Annotated in this window: 16 protein-coding genes and 3 pseudogenes; 11 read left to right on the top strand and 8 right to left on the bottom strand. The window is 73.0% G+C overall.

Annotated elements, in window-relative coordinates; all coding sequences use genetic code 11:
* Window positions 1-125 precede the first annotated feature (125 nt).
* Together ACFWMZ_RS22135 and ACFWMZ_RS22140 are read left to right on the top strand one after the other, a co-directional pair.
* The gene (locus ACFWMZ_RS22135; RefSeq protein WP_383203625.1) at window positions 126-359 is read left to right on the top strand and encodes a general stress protein; all 234 of its coding nucleotides are present in this window, start codon (window positions 126-128) and stop codon (window positions 357-359) included.
* A gap of 207 nt (window positions 360-566) precedes the next feature.
* Entirely contained in the window at window positions 567-758 is a 192-nt protein-coding gene (locus tag ACFWMZ_RS22140; RefSeq protein WP_383172068.1) for a hypothetical protein, read from the top strand.
* Between the two features lie 263 nt (window positions 759-1,021).
* On the opposite strand, the gene ACFWMZ_RS22145 is transcribed toward ACFWMZ_RS22140, so the two are convergent.
* The 6 genes from ACFWMZ_RS22145 to ACFWMZ_RS22170 all read right to left on the bottom strand — a co-directional run bounded on the left by ACFWMZ_RS22145 (window position 1,022) and on the right by ACFWMZ_RS22170 (window position 7,440).
* Window positions 1,022-1,927 (bottom strand): MBL fold metallo-hydrolase, encoded by a 906-nt coding sequence (locus ACFWMZ_RS22145; RefSeq protein WP_383203628.1) that lies wholly within the window; start codon window positions 1,925-1,927, stop codon window positions 1,022-1,024.
* A gap of 162 nt (window positions 1,928-2,089) precedes the next feature.
* A complete protein-coding gene (locus tag ACFWMZ_RS22150) occupies window positions 2,090-2,245 on the bottom strand; it encodes a hypothetical protein (protein WP_383203631.1) in 156 nt (51 codons plus the stop codon).
* A 466-nt stretch (window positions 2,246-2,711) separates the two neighbouring features.
* Complete coding sequence (locus tag ACFWMZ_RS22155; RefSeq protein ID WP_383203634.1) at window positions 2,712-3,938, bottom strand: hypothetical protein; 1,227 nt, start codon at window positions 3,936-3,938, stop codon at window positions 2,712-2,714.
* Window positions 3,939-4,220: 282 nt separating this feature from the next.
* The gene (locus ACFWMZ_RS22160; protein ID WP_383172060.1) at window positions 4,221-5,576 is read right to left on the bottom strand and encodes a radical SAM protein; all 1,356 of its coding nucleotides are present in this window, start codon (window positions 5,574-5,576) and stop codon (window positions 4,221-4,223) included.
* 161 nt (window positions 5,577-5,737) lie between these two features.
* Window positions 5,738-6,397 carry a response regulator gene (locus ACFWMZ_RS22165; RefSeq protein WP_383172058.1) on the bottom strand — a complete coding sequence of 220 codons (660 nt, stop codon included), beginning with the start codon at window positions 6,395-6,397 and terminating at the stop codon, window positions 5,738-5,740.
* Between the two features lie 2 nt (window positions 6,398-6,399).
* On the bottom strand, window positions 6,400-7,440 hold the full coding sequence (locus ACFWMZ_RS22170; protein WP_383203680.1) for a HAMP domain-containing sensor histidine kinase: 1,041 nt from the start codon (window positions 7,438-7,440) through the stop codon (window positions 6,400-6,402).
* A gap of 527 nt (window positions 7,441-7,967) precedes the next feature.
* Here ACFWMZ_RS22170 and ACFWMZ_RS22175 point away from each other — a divergent pair.
* The 7 genes and pseudogenes from ACFWMZ_RS22175 (at window position 7,968) to ACFWMZ_RS22205 (ending at window position 14,394) form a co-directional block, all read left to right on the top strand.
* Window positions 7,968-8,258, top strand: a complete 291-nt coding sequence (locus ACFWMZ_RS22175; RefSeq protein WP_383172056.1) for a DUF3040 domain-containing protein — start codon at window positions 7,968-7,970, stop codon at window positions 8,256-8,258.
* A gap of 708 nt (window positions 8,259-8,966) precedes the next feature.
* Window positions 8,967-9,452, top strand: a complete 486-nt coding sequence (locus ACFWMZ_RS22180; protein ID WP_383172054.1) for a cation:proton antiporter regulatory subunit — start codon at window positions 8,967-8,969, stop codon at window positions 9,450-9,452.
* Window positions 9,453-9,458: 6 nt separating this feature from the next.
* Window positions 9,459-10,760 (top strand): cation:proton antiporter, encoded by a 1,302-nt coding sequence (locus ACFWMZ_RS22185; protein WP_383203637.1) that lies wholly within the window; start codon window positions 9,459-9,461, stop codon window positions 10,758-10,760.
* A 163-nt stretch (window positions 10,761-10,923) separates the two neighbouring features.
* Window positions 10,924-11,128, top strand: a pseudogene (locus ACFWMZ_RS22190) (D-Ala-D-Ala carboxypeptidase family metallohydrolase); the annotation flags it as partial.
* A 329-nt stretch (window positions 11,129-11,457) separates the two neighbouring features.
* Entirely contained in the window at window positions 11,458-11,973 is a 516-nt protein-coding gene (locus ACFWMZ_RS22195; RefSeq protein ID WP_383172050.1) for a lytic polysaccharide monooxygenase auxiliary activity family 9 protein, read from the top strand.
* 262 nt (window positions 11,974-12,235) lie between these two features.
* Window positions 12,236-12,958, top strand: a complete 723-nt coding sequence (locus ACFWMZ_RS22200; protein ID WP_383172048.1) for a chitinase — start codon at window positions 12,236-12,238, stop codon at window positions 12,956-12,958.
* A 256-nt stretch (window positions 12,959-13,214) separates the two neighbouring features.
* Window positions 13,215-14,394, top strand: a pseudogene (locus ACFWMZ_RS22205) (cytochrome P450).
* A gap of 31 nt (window positions 14,395-14,425) precedes the next feature.
* Here the strand turns inward: ACFWMZ_RS22205 and ACFWMZ_RS22210 are convergent.
* On the bottom strand, window positions 14,426-15,328 hold the full coding sequence (locus ACFWMZ_RS22210) for an alpha/beta fold hydrolase (protein WP_383172046.1): 903 nt from the start codon (window positions 15,326-15,328) through the stop codon (window positions 14,426-14,428).
* Window positions 15,329-15,662: 334 nt separating this feature from the next.
* Window positions 15,663-16,140 (bottom strand): annotated as a pseudogene (locus tag ACFWMZ_RS22215) (rhodanese-like domain-containing protein).
* 341 nt (window positions 16,141-16,481) lie between these two features.
* Between ACFWMZ_RS22215 and ACFWMZ_RS22220 the strand changes: the two are divergent.
* Together ACFWMZ_RS22220 and ACFWMZ_RS22225 are read left to right on the top strand one after the other, a co-directional pair.
* Entirely contained in the window at window positions 16,482-16,877 is a 396-nt protein-coding gene (locus ACFWMZ_RS22220) for a hypothetical protein (RefSeq protein ID WP_383172044.1), read from the top strand.
* Between the two features lie 96 nt (window positions 16,878-16,973).
* The gene (locus ACFWMZ_RS22225) at window positions 16,974-19,004 is read left to right on the top strand and encodes an FAD-dependent oxidoreductase (protein WP_383203640.1); all 2,031 of its coding nucleotides are present in this window, start codon (window positions 16,974-16,976) and stop codon (window positions 19,002-19,004) included.
* Window positions 19,005-19,031 lie beyond the last annotated feature (27 nt).

Consider the following 19,031-nt stretch of genomic DNA (forward strand, 5'->3'; position numbering starts at 1 on the left):
ACCTCCGTGCGGTGAAGACTCGACACCTCCACCACACCGGAGGTCTTCGCCATGATCAAGACCCGTCGGCGTTAACAATGCTCGTGGTCAATACAACTAGAGCGACCTGAGGGGAAGGAGCAGTCATGGCTGCGTCCGACAACTCCGGAAACTTCACCAACGACTCGCAGCGCGCTTCGGAGGCCGGCCAGAAGGGCGGCCACGAGAGCGGCGGGAACTTCGCCAACGACTCGCAGCGCGCTTCGGAGGCCGGCCAGAAGGGCGGCCACGAGAGCGGTGGCAACTTCGCCAACGACCCGCAGCGCGCTTCCGAGGCCGACCAGAAGGGCGGTCACGAGAGCGGTGGCGGACATCAGTAGATGTTTCAGGTCGGGTCACCCGGTTGATCCAGCGCAAGAGGGTCCCTCTCTCCCGGAGAGAGGGACCCTCTTGTGGTGCTCGTGTCGGCAGGTCGCGCCGGTCCCGGAAGCCTGTCGTCCGTCGCTGAGTCGGGTCTGCCGAAGAGAGGGGCGAAGCCGGAGGAGAGCTGGGTGGTGATCTGGTTCAGCTCTCCGCCGGAGACCGTTGTGAGGCGTCAGTTCGGTGGAGGGGGCTTCGAGCAGGTCGCCGACCTGCGGGTCGGAAAGAGCCGGGGCCACGTCTGGCCGTCGATGACGGGCAGCCTTCTCACCCGGTGCCCGGTCATCGTGGTCATGATCCCCTCGGTGTCGTCGTCGGCGCCGAGGATGACGGCCTCGCCCTGGGCGCGCCCGCAGTGACGGCGGAGGGGTCCTTGCCCGCGCCGAGCACCTTGACCGCGATGTCGCGCTCGGTGAGCATCCCCTTCGGCTTGTTGTCGCTGCCGCAGATGGCAGGGCACCCACAAACGAAGCCCGCAACGGCGCCTACGCGAATATGGCGACGGCGGCGCCCCAGCCGACCTGGACGCCCGGTCATGCCCGGCGGCGAAAGACCCGCCGCGACAGTCGCCCCGCGCTTGGCGCACCGCGCTCACCGGGCAGGGGGCGGGTGTTCGAGCGCGTCACCACTCGTCCTGGCGCGGGGCGGCGGGCGACGTGGCGCCGGTTGCGTCCAGCAGCACCTGCTCGCCACGCCGGCACCGTACAACCCGGTCGCCGAGACCGTGGTCGTCGGCCGCGGCCAAGAAGTCGCCTAGCGGAGAGCGCATCACTGCGTACTCCTCGTAGTGCACGGGCAGAACCTTGCGCAGCCCCAGAGCTCGGACCATGTCCACGCCTTGGCGTGCGTCCATCGTGACCAGCACTCCTCCGGGCAACGTCGTCCCACCGAGGTGGAGAACGGCCAGATGGACCTCCGGGCAGCGTCGGGCGATCTCGTGAACGCCGGGGAACATCACCGTGTCTCCGGTGATGTACAGACGGACAGCAGGCTCGCGGCCCACCGCGCCGAATTCCCAGAGGCTGCCCATGACCGGCGGCAGCACCACTTGGGCCATGGCGGGGCCGTGGCGGCCGGGAAGGGCTGTCACCCGTACAAGGCTCCCCTCGCGGACGACCGTCTCGGACTGCCAGCTCCGCAACCCCACCGCACGGGAGAAACCGTGCAGACCTTGCAGCCGCCGGGAAGCGTGCGGGGTGGTGAGAATCGGCAGGTCCTTGGCCAGCCCCCGCCGCGCCCGCCGGTCCCAGTGGTCCCCGTGCAGATGGGAGAGGACCACAGCGTCGAGGTCGGGCAGTTCGCTCAGCTCCAGGGCCGGGTCGAGAAGCCGTCGGGAGGAGAGCCCGTTGCCCAGATAGGCCCTCTCGCCCCGGTGCAGGAAGTTGGGGTCGGTGAGAAGCTTCAACGAGCCGTACTCGATGAGCAGGGTCGCGTTACCGATGAAAGTGATCCGCACCGGTCCGTGATCAGGCAGGTCGGGGGTCAATCGTCTCGCCTCGCTCACCAGCGGCTTTGCACGCTCGTACAACGGCCGCGCCACCGTCCGCCGCCGCGGAGGCGCGGCAGCACTCGGAGGACGCGGCCTCCCCCTCCGACTTCGGCGGACCGTGGGCCGGGTCGGCCTTGGTCGGTACCACCGACGCGACCGGCTCCGCCGGCGACGGGGCCACGGTGGCAACACGCCGTGTCCTCACCGGTCGTCAACCTCGTCGTCCCTGTCCCCTTCCGCCTGGGAGGGCGTCGTCCGCGCCGGCTGCTCGCCGCCGTGTCCCGCGGAGTCTCCCGCCCCCCGCGTTTCCTCCTCGTCCCGCTCGCCTTCCGCCTGGCTCGGAGTGGTGTCGCTCATGGAGGCCGTTCCTCTCGTTCGGCGCGCCCTACGTTCCTTCCACCGTGCGCCCGAACCAGCCTCGACGCGAGCCGGGAGACCCGGCGCCGGGTTCGCCTTGGGGGTCAGCCGGCCCCTCGCGTCCACCGGCCGCCGGGACGCCAGCTCCCGCCACCGGCCTCGGAGCCACGGCTGCAGGAGGTGCACAGCTCGGTGTACGGGACCGTCGCCCCCGCTCCGGAGCCCCGGCCGGCGCCTGAGGCCGGGCCGAGAAGCCGAACCCTCAAGAGGGCCCCCTCCAGCCCGGAGAGCGGCCCAAGCCCGTTGTGCCGCACATTGCGCGCCGCGGCACCCACCGACAGGCCCGCGTCATCCCCTCAGGCCGAGGCGCCACCCACTCCCGCGCCTCACCAGGACCCGCCCGAGACGGACCAACCACCGACCCGTCGGCCGGAGTACTGCGAGCCTGCTTGCGCGAATCTCCGACTCAGGTCTGGCCCGGTTGTTGTTCGGCGCGGTCTTCGGCGGCCGCGCGTCGGTCCTGGCGTTCGCGTTCGCGGTCGCTGTAGGCGGCCCGTCGTACGGTCTCCTCGTCGGCGAGGCCGGAGCCGAGAGCGCCGGCGAGCGTCCCGAGACAGGCGGCCAGCCAGGCCAGGGTGGCGAAGTCGGACAGCCCCGCCGGGTGGCCGAGCGTACTGGACAGGTAGCTGGTCGGAATGACGACGCAGGCGCCCAGGAACGTGGCCGCGAACAGCAACATGAACATGATCGCCACGCCGCTGGCGATGGTGAGCAGGGTCGCCGCGTTGTACAGCCGGGAGAAGCGGCGCGTCCGCGCGTCGGCCGAGCGTTCCCACAGGCCGTTGGTCAGTACCAGCCAGGCGGTCATGGCGCTCGTCGAGAGCACCGTGACGAGCGCCAGGCGGGCGATGCTGGAGGCGTCGGAGAGCTGCCAGATGCTCGAATAGAAGATGCCGAAGGCGGCACCGGCCAGGGCACCGGCCAGCGCGGGTGACAGGGACGGCACCAAGCGCCACGGGCGGTTGGCGCGGACCATGCCCGCGAGCAGCCGGGCCCGTCCGCGCCGCTCCGGCAGTGCGTAGTGCAGGCCGGCGCCCCCGAGGTCGACGTTGGTCTCGACGATCTGCCCGGCGTCCCGCTTCCCCTCCTCTTGCTGCTCGCGCTCGTCGACCGTGCGGTAGCCGCGGGGAAGAGCCGCGCGACGCCAAGCCCCGGCGGGCAGGTCACCGGTGTCCGGGCTCGCCGCGGGCGCGAAGTAGGTGGTGATCAGATGGGCCAGCAGTCTCCGCGTCTTCCGGCGGACGCCGAAGGCGCCCAGCGCGGTCAGCGAGACAAGGGCTACGGAGTGCGCGGGCACGCAGTCGGCCAGAATGGGCTGGGTCCCCACCCGGCGAGGCAGCTCGGTCAGTACGACCGCCGCGTCCCAATGGCGACGCCGCTGTTCACGGGCGACCTCAAGGAGCCGAAGGTTTCCCGAGGCGTCCAGCGGCAGCACGTGGCCGACGACCTCCACCCGCCACCCCGCACCGGACGAGCCGTCCCCGCTCGCGCACCGGGGCAACACCTCGGGCAAGTCCTCCGCCACGTCGTGTGCCACATCCTCGGCCACACCCGGCTCGGCGATCAGTCCGATCACCCGCTCACCGGACCTGGCGCACGGGTCCCGCGGGGTGCGCGCCTCCTCCTCGCTCATGCCACCGCCTCGCAAGATTCGGCTCCTTACTGCCTGACCATTGCACGCCTGACCATTGCACGCCTGACCATCGAACCTCGCATAGCAACGGTTCGTTGCCGCAGCGCGGCAAAACGCCGGCCGCCGCGCCCCGGGAGCTCCGACAGCCGCCGCGGCACCGTCGGATTCGCACCCCGCAGCGCACTGCCGATCCGGCCCCCGCCCAGTCGTTCATGACGGGCGACCCTGCCGTCGGCCGGGCCCGGGGCCACCGCGAGTGGCGGCGCCGGGCCCGCTCCGGTGTCAGGTCTTGCGCCCTGACACCGGCTCGGGCGCCTCGGAGCCGGGGCGGAGGCTGTCCATGAAGGAGCTGACCGAGAAGACCGCCCGGCCCGCGCCCGCCGGACCGTAACCGGGCGGGGAGGAGAGGCCGAACTCCTCCATCGTCGCCCGGTAGGAGTCGAGCAGCCGGATGTGGTACTCCAGCGGCGCGCCCAGCGGCTGCGCCTTGCCCAGCGGGGTGGTGGGCTCGGGGCACCAGGTGGTGAAGCGCGGGGTGATGCCGCGCGACATGAAGTACCGCAGCCCCTCGGTGGTCGAGTCGATCGCCTCGGAGACGTCGGTGAAGCCGAACGGCTCCGCCATCTCCACGCCTGCCACGAAGTTGGGGATGACGTTGCGCGCGCCGAAGACCTCCGCCGAGTCCAGGATGCGGCGGTGCCATTCGTCCCGGCCGACGTAGCGCTCCTTGCCCGGGCAGTACAGCTCGAAGAGCCGGCGGTCCCACACCTCGTAGTTCGGGTGGTAGATCCGCACGCCGTAGTCGTAGAAGCGCTGCACGTCCTCCTTGGGCAGCGCCTGGGCGACGACCTTGCCGATCCAGCGGCCGGGGAAGCGGTCCTCGATGGCCTTGGCGTACTGCCCGTAGAAGTCCGCCTCGTCCTTCCCCTGCACCTGCGAGGTGATCGACCCGCCGGTCAGCGTGTACGCCGTCGAGGCGCGGGCGGTGTCGTACCTGTCGATGATCTCCAGCGCCTCCAGCACCTCCTCGACCGGCTTGACCCCGGTGTAGGGGCGGCCCGCCGCCTTGTGCTGGCGCCAGTTGTGGTTGATGTCGCAGTACTGGCACTCCTCCTTGGCGCCGAAGTACTGGCAGACCCGGAAGACCGTCAGGTAGACGAGGTAGCCCCACTGGATGGTGGGCGCCACCTCCATCACCGACTTGCCGTTGGCCAGCGTGTGCCGGTAGTAGTCCGGCATCGGCGGCAGGCCCACGTCGGCGATCCGGCGCCCGTCCAGGTACAGGCCCAGCACGCCGTCCGCGTCCGCCGCCACCCGGTACGGAGAGGCCGGGTTGACGCGGACCGAGACGACGGTGCGCCGCAGGTCGTAGGGGCCGCCGGTGAGGACGATCTCCTCGGGCGGGCGGCGCAGCGCGGCCTCGCCCAGCTCGGGAAGGGTGCCGTGGTCGAAGGAGAAGATGAAGTACGACTTCGGCTTGACCTCGCCGCCCTCGTTGTCGCTGAGCGCGGACGGGTCGAACGCCATACCACCGCGGAGCAGGTCCTCCTTGATGACCGCTTCCCGTGGCACGTGCGGATACCGCTCCATGAGCTGCTCGACCAGCTCGGTGCGTCGGGTCTCGGTCGGGCTCGTCATGCCAAGGCTCCTCGGGTCGGACGGATCGGGCGGCGGGTCGGGCGGGTACCCGGACCCACGGTAATGCGGACGTATCACCTCCGGATCGGCCGGGGGGCGTATCCGGCACCAGTCCCTGGGCGGGGTGGCGTCCGGAGGCCGCGGCGTACGGAGGGCGGGCGTCAGGGCTCGATCAGGCCCGCTCTGATCGCGTACCGGGTCAGCTCCAGCCGGTCGCGCAGGCCCAGCTTGTGCAGGAGGTTGGCGCGGTGGCGCTCCACCGTCTTGACGCTGATCACCAGCATGTCGGCGATCTCCTTCGACGAATGGCCCTCGGCGACGAGCTTCAGGATCTCCTCCTCGCGGTCGGTGATGGCCTTCGGCGGCAGCTCCCCGCCGTCCTTGGCCCGCTCCAGGTAGTTGCGGATCAGCGCGGTGATCGCCCCGGGATAGAGGAACGGCTCGTCGCGCATGGCCGCCCGGCACGCCTCCACCAGGTCCCGGTCGGCCACCGACTTCAGCACGTACCCCGCCGCGCCCGCCTTCAGCGCCTCGAAGAAATACTGCTCGTTGTCGTACATGGTGAGGATGAGGATGCGCAGCTGCGGCTGGAGGCGGGAGAGCTCACGGGCCGCCTGGAGACCGGTCAGCCGGGGCATGGCGATGTCCAGGATGGCCAGGTCGGGCTGTTCGGCGCGGGCCAGTTCGATGGCCTCGGCGCCGTCCCCGGCCTCGCCGACCACGGTCAGGTCGGGCTCGCTGTCGAGGATCAGCCGCACCCCCCGGCGGACCAGCGCGTGGTCGTCGGCGAGCAGAATGCGGGTCTTCGGTGACTCGGACATGATCAGGGGCTTCCGTCGCTTCCGTCGGGGCGTGCGGGGCTGGTCGGGTCGGCGGCGGCGGCCGCGGGGGCCCGCGTCCGGTCCGGCCCGGCGGGCGCCGGCAGGCCGGTGGGGACGGACAGCCGGATCTCCGTGCCGCCGCCCGGCGGGCGCCCGACCTGGAGACCGGCGCCGATCAGCAGGGCGCGCTCGCGCATCCCGCGCAGCCCGGCGCCCTCGGGGCTGTCACCCACGCCCCGGCCGTCGTCGCGGATGCGCAGCTCCACCCCGCGCCGGGTCCTGGCGAGCCGCAGCTCCAGCCGGGAGGCCGCGGCGTGCCGGACGGTGTTGGTGAACGCCTCCTGGGCGACCCGGTAGACCACCAGCTCGGCCTCCTGCCCCAGCTGCGGCAGGTCGGGCTCCAGGTGGTGCCTGATGACCAGCCCGTCCGGCGTGGGTGTCTCGGTGGTCAGCGACTTCAGGGCGCTGACCAGGCCCAGCTCCTCCAGGACCCCGGGCCGCAGCCGGCGGGCGATGCGCCGGATCTCGTCCAGGCTGCCCCGGGTGATCTCCTGCACCGTCAGCAGCTCGTCGCGGACCGGCCCCGGGGCCTGGTCGGCCACCCGCTTCAGCTCCAGCAGCACGGCGGTGAGGGTCTGGCCCACCTCGTCGTGGAGTTCCTGGGCGATCCGGCGCCGCTCGCCCTCCTGCGCGGAGAGGGCACGGGCGCTCGACGCGGCGCGTTCCGCCTCCAGCCGGTCGAGCATGGTGTTGAAGGTACGGATCAGGTCGGCGATCTCGCCGTGCCCGACCACCTCGGTGCGGGGGACCGGGCGCAGCAGGTCGATCGTGGTCATCGCCCGGGTCACCCGCTGGAGCGGCGCCAGGCCGATCCGCAGCATCGCCGCGTTGGCGGTGAGCATGAAGGCGATCCCGCCGGTGAGGATCAGCGCCTCGGTGAGCAGCACCGGGGTGGAGATGGTGATGGGGCCCAGCAGCAGGAGCGCGGCCGCCGCCACCAGGACCGCCGCGTTCAGCAGGAAGATCCGCCAGAACAGCGACAGGACCGCCTCGCGGCCCTCGTTCCTGTCATGCGTCACGTCGCTCGCACCCTTCCGTTCGTGCCCCCACTATCGCCGGTCCACGCCCCGGCCGGGCCACGGGCCCCCACGCGTGCCGCCGGGCCGGCGGTGCGGCCTGCCGCGTGGACGCCGGCCCCCGCCACGGTGAGTGGTGGCACCCACGCACCCGGGGCGCCACCCGCCCCGACTGCACGTTGCGGACCCGTGGATATGGGTGCCGGACCCGATGGCCGCCGGAGCCCCCGCCGACGATCATGGAATCCGGACCGGAACCCTCTCGACCGGGACCGGTCCGGAACCACCGGAATCGCTCCGGCAGGGCGGTGACGGCCCACCCGGCGGCCACGAGGACCGGACGTGCGAGTGACGGCGCACGGGCCGGACCAGGACGGCCGTACGGAGGCGGGCGGCGCGGGCGGGCGCCGTCGGCGGTCCACGGACCGGGGTGGCGCACGGACGCGAGAGCCGGGCGGCGGAGCGGCCCGCGAGGAAGCGGGGGAGGAGTACCGATGGCACACGGCATGGCCCACGACGCGCAACTGCGCGCACTGGAGGACGGTCTGCGCGCCCAGGACCCCCGTTTCAGCGAGGCGATGGACGCCGGAGAGCCCTGCACACCCCGTGAGTACCGCCGGGGACGCGCCTGGCTGCTCCTCCTGGCGGGACTGACCGCCCTCGGCGTGGGCATCGGGATCGGGCACGGCCTGCTGCTCGCCACCGGGCTGGTCGTGGCGGGCATCGCGGCCCACCTCTTCGACCCCGACCGACCGCGCCCGCGCGGCCTGTTCAGCCCCCGCTGACCTGAGCCGGCCGGGGCTCAGCCCTGGCCCCGCGCAAGCGGGGCGCACGGGACGGCCCCCGGCCGACGGCTGGGGGAGCGGGGCGTACGCAGGCCGTGGCGGCCCGAGGGCCGGACCCGGGCGGCCGGGTGACGGGCCGTCGGCCGGTCTGCGGCCGGGTGCCCCACTCGGGGCATTTCCCCATCGAGTTTCTCCCGTATTATCCGCATGTATTTCCTTTGCGCATTTTTCCTTGCGCTACAATCCTTTACCGAGTCGTTGCGCACCGTTGAGCGGGCAATTGCTCACTCCACAAGGGCCCCTTTTCTCCAGGGAAATGCGCGCCCCGTTCCACAGCACGGCGAGGGGGGACCATGAGGTGCGCCAGTCACCGCCTCACGTCGCCGCCCGTCGCCGCCGACGCGCCCTGTGCCCCGTGTCCTCCCAGGTCACACCGGGTCGACAACGCGCCGCGCGACAGCGTCCCGGATCGCTGCGGCGGCCCGGCGCGCGTATCCCGTTATTGACACAGCGTCGCCTCTGACCGCGCGCGCCGCCCGGTGCGCCAGGTCCCCCGAACCCGGACCCGGTCCGGCGAATTCGGGGCTGACGTGTTCTGACCCCCGCGGGTGATACACAATCCCCTTCGGAAACCGCCGTCGCACCGCCCTGCCCGGACGCGCCGACGGAATCCGCGTTCCGTCACCCGCGCCTCATCTGGAGCCCGCCATGGAGCCCACCGCCCACACCCGCCGCACCGCCCTGCCCGGCGTCGGTACCCGCTACGACCTGGAGACGGAGGCGGGCCGTCACCTCTCCGTCGTCGTCCACCACGACGGCCGCCGCATCCTCGCGTTCCACGACCCCGAGGACGACGACAACTGCCGCGACGCCGCCCCGCTCGAACCCCACGAGGCGGCCGCGCTCGTACCGCTGCTCACCCCCGGCCCTGTCGCCCACCTCCAGCACCACATGGAGATCGACCTGGTCACCGAGCACATCCCCGTCACCAAGCGCTCTCCGTACGCGGGCCGCACCCTCGGCGACACGCAGGCCCGCACCCGGACCGGGGCCTCCATCGTCGCCGTGCTGCGCCGCACCGCCGCCGTGCCCTCGCCGACCCCCGACTTCCGCTTCGCGATCGGCGACAGCCTCGTCGTCGTCGGGACCCGCGAAGGTGTGGACGCCGTCGCCGAACTGATCACCGGAGGATAGAAGCCCGTGCACAACACCACTGCCATGCTCATCGAACTCGGGGCGATCATCCTCGCTCTCGGGATCCTCGGACGCCTCGCGGGGCGGGTGGGCTTCTCTCCGATCCCCCTCTACCTCCTGGCCGGACTCGCCTTCGGCCACGGGGGGATCCTCCCGCTCCAGGCCAGCGAGGAGTTCGTCGCCACCGGGGCGGAGATCGGGGTGATCCTGCTCCTGCTCCTGCTGGGGCTGGAATACAGCGCCTCGGAGCTGGTCACCAACCTGAAGACGCAGTACCCGTCCGGCGCGGTCGACTTCGCCCTCAACGCGCTGCCCGGCGCCGCCGCCGCGCTCCTGCTCGGCTGGGGCCCCGTCGCCGCCGTCGCCCTCGCCGGGGTCACCTGGATCTCCTCCTCGGGCGTCATCGCCAAGGTCCTCGGCGACCTCGGCAGGCTCGGCAACCGTGAGACCCCGGTGATCCTCGGCGTCCTGGTCATCGAGGACCTGGCGATGGCGGTCTACCTGCCGATCCTCACCGCCCTGCTGGCCGGTGTCAGCTTCGCCGGCGGCAGCGTCACCCTGCTCATCTCACTCGGCACGGTCGGCGCCGTCCTGTACGTCGCCCTGCGGCACGGCCGCCTGATCAGCCGCGCGGTCTCCTCCGACAACGCCGAGATGCTGCTTCTCGTGGTGCTCGGCCTGACGCTGCTGGTCGCCGGTATCGCCCAGGAGCTCCAGGTCTCCGCCGCCGTCGGCGCCTTCCTCGTCGGCATCGCCCTCTCCGGTGAGGTCGCCGAGGGTGCGAGCAGCCTCCTCACCCCGCTGCGCGACCTGTTCGCCGCCGTCTTCTTCGTCTTCTTCGGCCTGAGCACCGACCCGGCCGCGATCCCGCCGGTCATCGTGCCCGCGCTGATCCTCGCCGTCGTCACCACCCTCACCAAGATCGGCACCGGCTACTACGCCGCCCGCCGGGCCGGTATCAAGCCCGCAGGACGCTGGCGGGCCGGCGGCACCCTGGTCGCACGCGGCGAGTTCTCCATCGTCATCGCCGGTCTCGCCGTCGGCGTCGAGCCGCGCATCGGCCCGCTCGCCACCGCGTACGTGCTGATCCTGGTCATCGTCGGCCCGCTCGCCGCCCGCTGGACCGAGCCGATCGCCCGCCGGTTCTCGCCCGCCCGCAAGGCCGGAGCTCCGCTCCCGGCCCCGGCGGCACCCGTCGAGGCGGCCGCGCAGGAGGCTCCCGCCGACCGCGCGGACGCCGCCGAGTCCGACGGCACCGCGGGCCGGCCTTCCGAAGCCGCCCCGGACGCCGCCCGTACCAGCGGCTGACACCCCGGCGTACGGCGCCGCACCTCTCGGGCCCGGCCTGCCCCGCGCAGGCCGGGCCCGCGGCGTTGCTCCGTGGGCCTGCGGTGGGCCCATCCGGGCCCCGGCCTCGTGACGGATCACCCCGGTGTCGTCACGCTCAAGCCCAACTTTCGCCCGGGCGCGCAACGCCGCCGCCGGCGGGGCGAGCGACAGCCGCCACCTTTACGGCGACTCCGCCGACCTGGGCGTGAGCCCGCCCTCCCTGTGCACCCTCGCCACGCAGGCCCCCCACCACGGCTTCAACGGCATCCTCGGCCCGGGCCACCCCGGCCACACCCCACGTCGGCCACCGTTCCTCCCGCTTCTGGTCGGACGCCACCTGCAGCGTCCGACCGCGCTTTCGGCCCCGGCCCGCTCCCCAGCCGCACCCACGGCGGGGCCGGGCGGCGGGCCCGTCGCGTTCCCGGGCCGAACCGGTGGCCGCCGACGGGGGAGAGGCGCTCGTTCCGCATCGCCCTTGACGCGTACGTGACGGCCTGTATGGTCTAGTCCAAGTGGTGAATTCCCCTCCGCCGGGGGCCAGTTGGCCCCTGCCTGCAAAAGGGAATTCCCACCGGCCTTGCACTTCCAGGTCCCCACACCCGTCGCCGGAGAAGCGCGCCAGGGATTCCCCCACGAATCAGGTGCGCCCAACCGGACGAAGTGAAGGAGTTTCTTCATGCGTGGTCTCAAGAAGCGCGCCGCATTCGTCGGCGCGATCGTCGCCCCCGCCCTCGCGCTCAGCCTCCCGGCCGGAACGGCCAGCGCCCACGGCTACATCTCCGACCCGCCGAGCCGCCAGGCCCAGTGCGCCGCCGGAACGGTGAGCTGTGGTGACATCACCTACGAGCCCCAGTCGGTGGAAGGCCCCAAGGGCCTCACCTCGTGCAGCGGCGGCAACTCCCGCTTCTCGGAGCTCGACGACGACTCCAAGGGCTGGACGGTCACCCCGGTCTCCTCCAACACCACCTTCCAGTGGACGCTGACCGCGCAGCACGCCACCACCACCTGGCAGTACTTCGTGGGCGGCGAGAAGATCGCCGAGGTCGACGACGGCGGCGCCAAGCCCGGAGCCACCGTCACCCACCAGGTGGACTTCGGCGGCCTGAAGGGCCAGCAGAAGGTGCTCGCCGTGTGGAACGTCGCCGACACCGCGCAGGCCTTCTACGCCTGCATCGACGTCAACGTCAGCTGACGTGCGCAGCCCCGGTCACCCGTGCCGCACGGCCGGGGGCCGGGGCTCCTCGGGACCGGGGACCCCATGGGCGTACGCGGCGGGCGGACACGCGCCGTCCGCCGCGGTGGGGCACCCGCACCGTCCGCAGGTCCGTACGCCCGAGGGCGTACCCACGGCCCGCCCGGCCCCTCCTCGCCGCGGCCGGCTCTCCTCTCCCCCCGCTTGATCCCCCGGGCCGCCGCCGATGGCGCGGCGGCGGCCGGACCAAGGAGTGACCCCCATGCGTACCCGCCTCATCGGGCTGCTGACCGCGGCCGCCTCCGCGCTGACGCTCTCCGTCCTCGCCCTCGGGCCCACCGCGCAGGCGGAGCCCCGCGCGGCCGACGACTTCGTCGTCAGCGAGGCGCAGTTCGACTCGATGTTCCCCAACCGGAACTCCTTCTACAGCTACTCCGGTCTGACCGACGCGCTCAGCGCCTACCCGGACTTCACCGGCTCCGGCAGCGACACCGTGCGCAAGCAGGAGGCCGCGGCGTTCCTCGCCAACGTCAGCCACGAGACCGGCGGGCTCGTCCACATCGTCGAGCAGAACGAGGCGAACTACCCGCACTACTGCGACAGCACCCAGCCCTACGGCTGCCCGGCCGGCAACGACAAGTACTACGGGCGCGGCCCGGTCCAGCTCAGCTGGAACTTCAACTACAAGGCCGCGGGCGACGCCCTCGGAATCGATCTCCTGAACAATCCCGATCTCGTCCAGAATGACGCATCCGTCGCCTGGAAAACCGGACTCTGGTACTGGAACACCCAGTCCGGACCCGGCTCCATGACGCCGCACGACGCCATGGTGAACGGCGCCGGATTCGGCGAGACCATTCGCGCGATCAACGGCAGCCTGGAATGCGACGGCGGAAATCCCGGCCAGGTCCAGAGCCGTATCGACCTCTACGAGAGCTTCACCGACGTCCTCGGTGTCGAGCCCGGCGACAACCTGAGCTGCTGACCCCGTAAGGCGACGCTCCGTCACGGCCCGCCCGGTGTCCACCGACACCGGGCGGGCCGCCGCGCGTCCGGGGGTGGGACCTCCCGAAGCGCTGACGGGCGGTTCGCGCCCGCGTAGGGTGGTGCCCCCTCGACCGTCCCTCGGCCGACGCAGCGCCACGGCCGGCCCGGACGGCGCCCGGCCGGACGAGACGCACACGGTGGCCACCGACCCCACTTTCCGACAGGACGGCGCCCCGGCCCCCGAGCCCTACCGGATGAGGCCCGGGGCGGCTGCCCGCACGCCGACAACGCCGCGCTCCTCGCCCGGGGGGCCGTGGTACCTGCCGGGGGAGATCGCGGGCGTGGCCGTCCTCGGCCACGAGGAGCTGCGTGCCTTCCTCGCCCACCCCGAGGTCGCCAAGGATCCCCGCCACTTCACCGACCTCCAGGAAGGGCGGGTGCCCGACGGCTGGCCGCTGCGCACCTTCGCCACCGTCCCCGGCATGACCACGGCCGACGGCGCCGACCACCGCCGGCTGCGCGGACCGGTCGCCGCCGCCTTCACCCCGCCCCGCGTCGAGGTGCTGCGCCCCCGGATCGTCGCGCTGACCGACAGCCTGCTCGACGCGGTGGAGGCGGCGGCCAAGGCCGACGGCACCGCCGACCTGCGACGCCACTTCGCCCCGCCCCTGCCGATGGCCGTCATCGGAGCACTCCTCGGCGCCGACCCGGCACACCACGCCCGGCTGCACGCCCTCTCCGAGCGCGTGGTCGCCACCGGTGCCGGACCCGAGGAGACCCTCGCCGCCAACCGCGAACTCCTCGCGCTGCTCGGCGAGGTCGTCGCCGCCCGGACCGCCGACCCCGGCGACGACCTCACCAGCGCCCTGATCGCCGCCCGGGACGAAGGCGGCGGACGGCTGGACTCCGCCGAACTCCTCGGCATCCTGCTCCTGATGGTCGTCGCGGGCCATGAGACCACCCTCAACCTCGTCACCAACGCCGTCCGCGCCCTCTGCACCCACCGCGACCAGCTCGACCTCGTCCTCGGCGGGCGGGCCACCTGGGCGCAGGCCGTCGAGGAGACCCTGCGCTGGGACAGCCCGGTCAGCGCCTTCCCGTTCCGCTACGCCACCAGGGAGTTCACCCTCGGGCCGACGGTGATCCCCGCCGGTGCTCGCCGGGTACGCCGCGGCCGGCCGCGACCCCGCCGCGCACGGCCCGGACGCCGACCGCTTCGACGTCACCCGCACCGGCCCCCGCCACCTCTCGGTCGGCCACGGCCCCCACTACTGCCTCGGCGCGCCTTTGGCCAGGCTGGAGGCGACCGTCGCCCTGGAGCGCCTCTTCGCCCGGTTTCCCACGCTGGCGCTCGCCGAGCCGGACGAGGCGCTGCCGCCCATCGCCGGGTTCGTCGGCAACAGCGTCCGGAGCCTGCCCGTCCGGCTGCGCTGAGGCGGGCGGCGAAGCCACGCTCTCGGGGCCCTCAGGCTCCCGCGCGCGCGGTGTGCTCCTCGATCGCGCGGGCCAGCGGGAGCCAGACGGCCGGGGGCAGGGCATGGCCGAGATCCGGGATCTCCTCCAGCCGGGCGCCGCCGACCACCTGGCTCAGGTGGGCGGCGTGCTCGGGCGGGTACACCGGGTCGGCCGGGGCCGAGAGCACCAGGAACGGCACCTCGTTGCGGGCCAGTTCGTCCGTGCGCACCAGATGGGACTGGTCGGCCAGGGCGTGGGCCTGGCTGGCACCGCTGTGGCCCGTGTGGCGGATGACGCGTTGCTCCTGGTCGCGGAAGAATGCCTCGTCGAAGGGGATCCGGTCGCCGTTGAGCAGCTTCCAGTGGCGCAGCCGGTGCTCGATCTCGGCCTCCTCGTCCCGCTCCTCGAAAGGCCGGGACCACTCCTCCAGGAGCCGCGGGTCGACGGGTGGCAGGTCGGCGGGAGAGACCCGCGTCCCGTCCGGCCTGGTCCAGGGCGCCTCGCTGGCCGCACAGGTGCCGAAGACGGTGGCGCTCAGCAGGCGGTCCGGGTGGTCGGCGGCCAGCAACTGGACCAGGATCCCGCCCAGCGACATGCCGATCGCGTGCGCCCGCTCCACCCCGAGGCCGTCGAGGACCGCCACCGCGTCCCGCGCCAGGTCGGCCACCGCGTACGGCTGCTCGGCGTAGGACCAGGTCGACCGGCCGGTGTCCCGGTGGTCGTAGCGGATCACCCGGTGGCGCTGGGCCAGACCGTGCACGAGGGGGTCGGGCCAGGCGAGCCCCGAACTGGCTGCGCCCATCACCAGAAGGAGGGCGGGCGCGTCCGGTTCACCGTGCTCCTCCACCCAGAGGCGGACCCCCGGCGCGGTCTCGACCCAGTGGCTGCGGGCGGCCGGTGCTGTCGGTGTCATACGTACTCCCTGGGTCGGCTGAACGGAGCGTTGCCCCCGATGGCAAGCGCAACGATACGTATCGTCTCGCCTGGCTCGGAACCTGTCAAGGGCACGCGAAAGGCCCGCCCCCAGTGGGGCGGGCCACGAAACGGTGCTCGGCGACGGCCCCGCCCGCGCCACCCCGCGGACGAACGCGATCCCCAGAGCCTGGCCGGCGATGAAGGCCGTCCGTGACCGGCACGGTCGAGACGGTCAGAAGCCAAAACCCGGCCCGGCCAGCGCTTGAGGCCGTCTTGGGCCGCCACGGTCGAGCCGTGGCGCAGCCGAACCCCGGGGCGGGCGAGGGGACCGGTCAGCCGCGCAGGCCCTCGCGAGCCGCGTCCAGACCCCCGGGCCCCGGCCGGTTGAAGGGCAGCCTGCCCAGCAGTGCCGCTATCCCGCAGGTGTTGCCGAGGCCGGAGTGGACGAGACCGGCCGCCACCCCGGCCGACAGCAGCCGGCCCTCGGAGCGCGGCGTCCCGGGCCGAGCCCGAGCAGGACCAGGGGTCCGGCGGCGAGGCGGACCTGCCGGTCCATCGCCCACGTCGCGCGCCGGAGCGGGCCCGGACTCCACCGGCAGCCCGGCGGCGGTCCAGCCGCTGGTGCCACCCTCGACGCCGGTCGCCGCTGTCCCGGCGACGGCGGCCGGCGGCGCACGCCACGAACAGCTCGCGCCGCCCGGCGGCGTCGGCCAGTTCGGGCGGCAGTGCCGGAACGCTGTCGAGCGGCAGGTTCACCGCACCGGGCAGGTGCCCGGCCGCGAACTCGCCCGGCGCCCGGACGTCGAGCACGAGCGTCTTCGACGCCTCACGGGCGGGGAGGCCCGGCGGGGGAGATGATCACGGGAGCCTCCTCCTGGAGCATGGTGGGGAAGGTGCGCGCGGGCGGGCAGAGTCTCGCCCTCCCGGCGGAAGCGCCGGACGCCCTCCGGAAGCGGAGCGGGCGCCCTCCTGGCGGAGAGGCCGGCCGGAACGGAACTCTCCTATACCCCCCCCCGTATGAAGGGGGCGCGGCTCTCCCTCCGGGCCCACCTGCCCCGGGCCGCCCCGCCCGCCACCCCTTCCGGGTGTCGGGCCTGCGCCCCTCTCCGTGCCGCGCCCGGCGAGGGCGCCCCGGCCACTAGCCTTGCGGCATGAGTGAGATGAGCGAGAACCCCCGCCGGTACACCGTCGTCCTGAAGCCGCAGCTCGCCGACGCCGAAGGGCATCCGGAACACGGCTCCCCGATCCGTGAGGCCCGCGTCGAGGCCACGGGCGACCTCGGCGCCAGCGGCTACCCGCGCTACGCGGGCTCCGGCGTCGAGGCCGACATCGACCCCGAGACCGGCGCCGTCGAGGCCATCACCGTCGACGACGGCGAACTCCCCCTCGGCTACGTGGCGCAACTCCGTGACGAACGTGACGGGAGTGAAGGGGGTGAAGAAGGTGGTGAGGGCCGGCGCGGTGCCTCCGGCGAGCCCGGGCGATTCGGGTTCGAGACCCCCGGAGACCAGGGCGAGAGCGGTGACACCGGCGCCCACCGCGCATAGCGCGTGACCGCCGCCACTCCCTTCTGCAACTAGTTGCACAACGGGGCGGCCGTCCTTTAGAACTGTCCGTACGACATCGCCGTACGGAGGGCCGCCATGAGCAGCGCCAGTGACTACCCGCATCTGCTGAACCCGCTCGACCTCGGGTTCACCACCCTGCGCAACCGCGTCCTCATGGGCTCCATGCACACCGGCCTTGAGGAGGCCCCCGGCGGCCTGGAGCGGATGGCGGAGTTCTACGCGGCCCGCGCCCGCGGCGGCGTCGGCCTCATCGTCACCGGCGGCATCGCCCCCAACGACCGGGGCCGCTCCGCCGAGGGCGGCGCCCGGCTCACCACCGGGGCCGAGGCCGCCGAACACCGTGTGATCACCGACGCCGTCCACCGCGAGGGCGGGAAGATCGCCCTCCAGATCCTCCACTTCGGCCGCTACGCCTACCACCAGGACCTCGTCGCCCCCAGCGCCCTCCAGGCCCCCATCAACCCCTTCGTCCCGCACGCCCTCACCGACGAGGAGGTCGAGGAGACCATCGAGGACTTCGTCCGGGCCGCCGACCTCGCCCGCTCCGCCGGGTACGACGGCGTCGAGATCATGGGCTCCGAGGGCTACCTCATCAACGAGTTCATCGCCGCCCGCACCAACCACCGCGAGGACCGCTGGGGCGGCTCCTACGAGAACCGCGTCCGCTTCCCCCTGGAGATCGTCCGCCGGGTCCGCGAGCGCGTCGGCGACGACTTCATCCTCGTCTACCGCCTCTCCATGCTCGACCTGGTCCCCGGTGGTTCCTCGCTGGAGGAGGTCGTCACCCTCGCCAAGCTGGTCGAGGAGGCCGGCGCCACCCTCATCAACACCGGCATCGGCTGGCACGAGGCCCGCGTCCCCACCATCGCCACCCAGGTCCCGCGCGCCGCCTTCACCTGGGTCACCCGCAGGCTGATGGGCGCGGTCACGGTCCCGCTCGTCACGGGCAACCGCGTCAACACCCCCGAGACCGCCGAGGAACTCCTCGCCGAGGGGCGCGCCGACATGGTCTCCATGGCCCGGCCCTTCCTCGCCGACCCCGACTTCGTCGCCAAGGCCGCGCGCGGCCGCGCCGACACCATCAACACCTGCATCGGCTGCAACCAGGCCTGCCTCGACCACACCTTCAGCGGCCGGATCAGCAGCTGCCTGGTCAACCCGCGCGCCTGCCACGAGACCGAACTGGTGCTCGCCCCGACCCGGCTGCGCAAACGGATCGCCGTCGTCGGCGCCGGACCCGCCGGGCTCGCCTGCGCCGTCTCCGCCGCCGAGCGCGGCCATGCCGTCACCCTCCTCGACGCCGCCGAGGAGATAGGCGGCCAGCTCGACGTCGCCCGCCGCGTCCCCGGCAAGGAGGAGTTCGAGGAGACCGTCCGCTACTTCCGCGTCCAGCTCGCCGAGCACGGCGTCGACGTCCGGCTCGGCAAGCCCGTCACCGCCGCCGACCTGCCCGAGGACGCGTACGACGAGGTGGTCCTCGCCACCGGCGTCACCCCGCGCGTCCCCGCCATCCCCGGCGTGGACCACCCGGCCGTCGTCGGCTACCTCGACGTGCTGCGCGGTCAGGTCCCCGTCGGCCGCCGCGTCGCCGTGATCGGCGCGGGCGGCATCGGCTTCGACGTCGCCGCCCACCTCACCGACAGCGGCGACGGCGCCTCCCGTGACGCCGCCACGTACTTCCGCCACTGGGGCGTCGACACGGAGTACGCCACCCCCGGCGGTCTGCGCGACCCCGAACTCCCCGTCACCGAGCGGACCGTCCACCTCATCCAGCGCAAGACCGGCAAGGTCGGCGCGGGGCTCGGCAGGACCACCGGGTGGATCCACCGCACCGAACTCCGCCACCGGGGCGTCACCACCGTCGCCGGGGCGGCCTACGACCGCATCGACGACGAGGGCCTGCACCTCACCGTCGACGGCGAGCGGCGGACCCTCCCGGTCGACACCGTCGTCCTCTGCGCCGGCCAGGAACCCCGCCGCGACCTGTACGAGGAGCTGTGCGCGGCGGGCCGCACCCCGCATCTGATCGGCGGCGCCGACGTCGCCGCCGAACTCGACGCCAAACGCGCCATCAAGCAGGGCACCGAACTGGCGGCAACACTCTGACCTGCGGCGTCCGCCCGCTCCCGGGCC

The sequence above is a fragment of the Streptomyces sp. NPDC058373 genome (genome assembly GCF_042723275.1).
Lineage (GTDB): Bacteria > Actinomycetota > Actinomycetes > Streptomycetales > Streptomycetaceae > Streptomyces.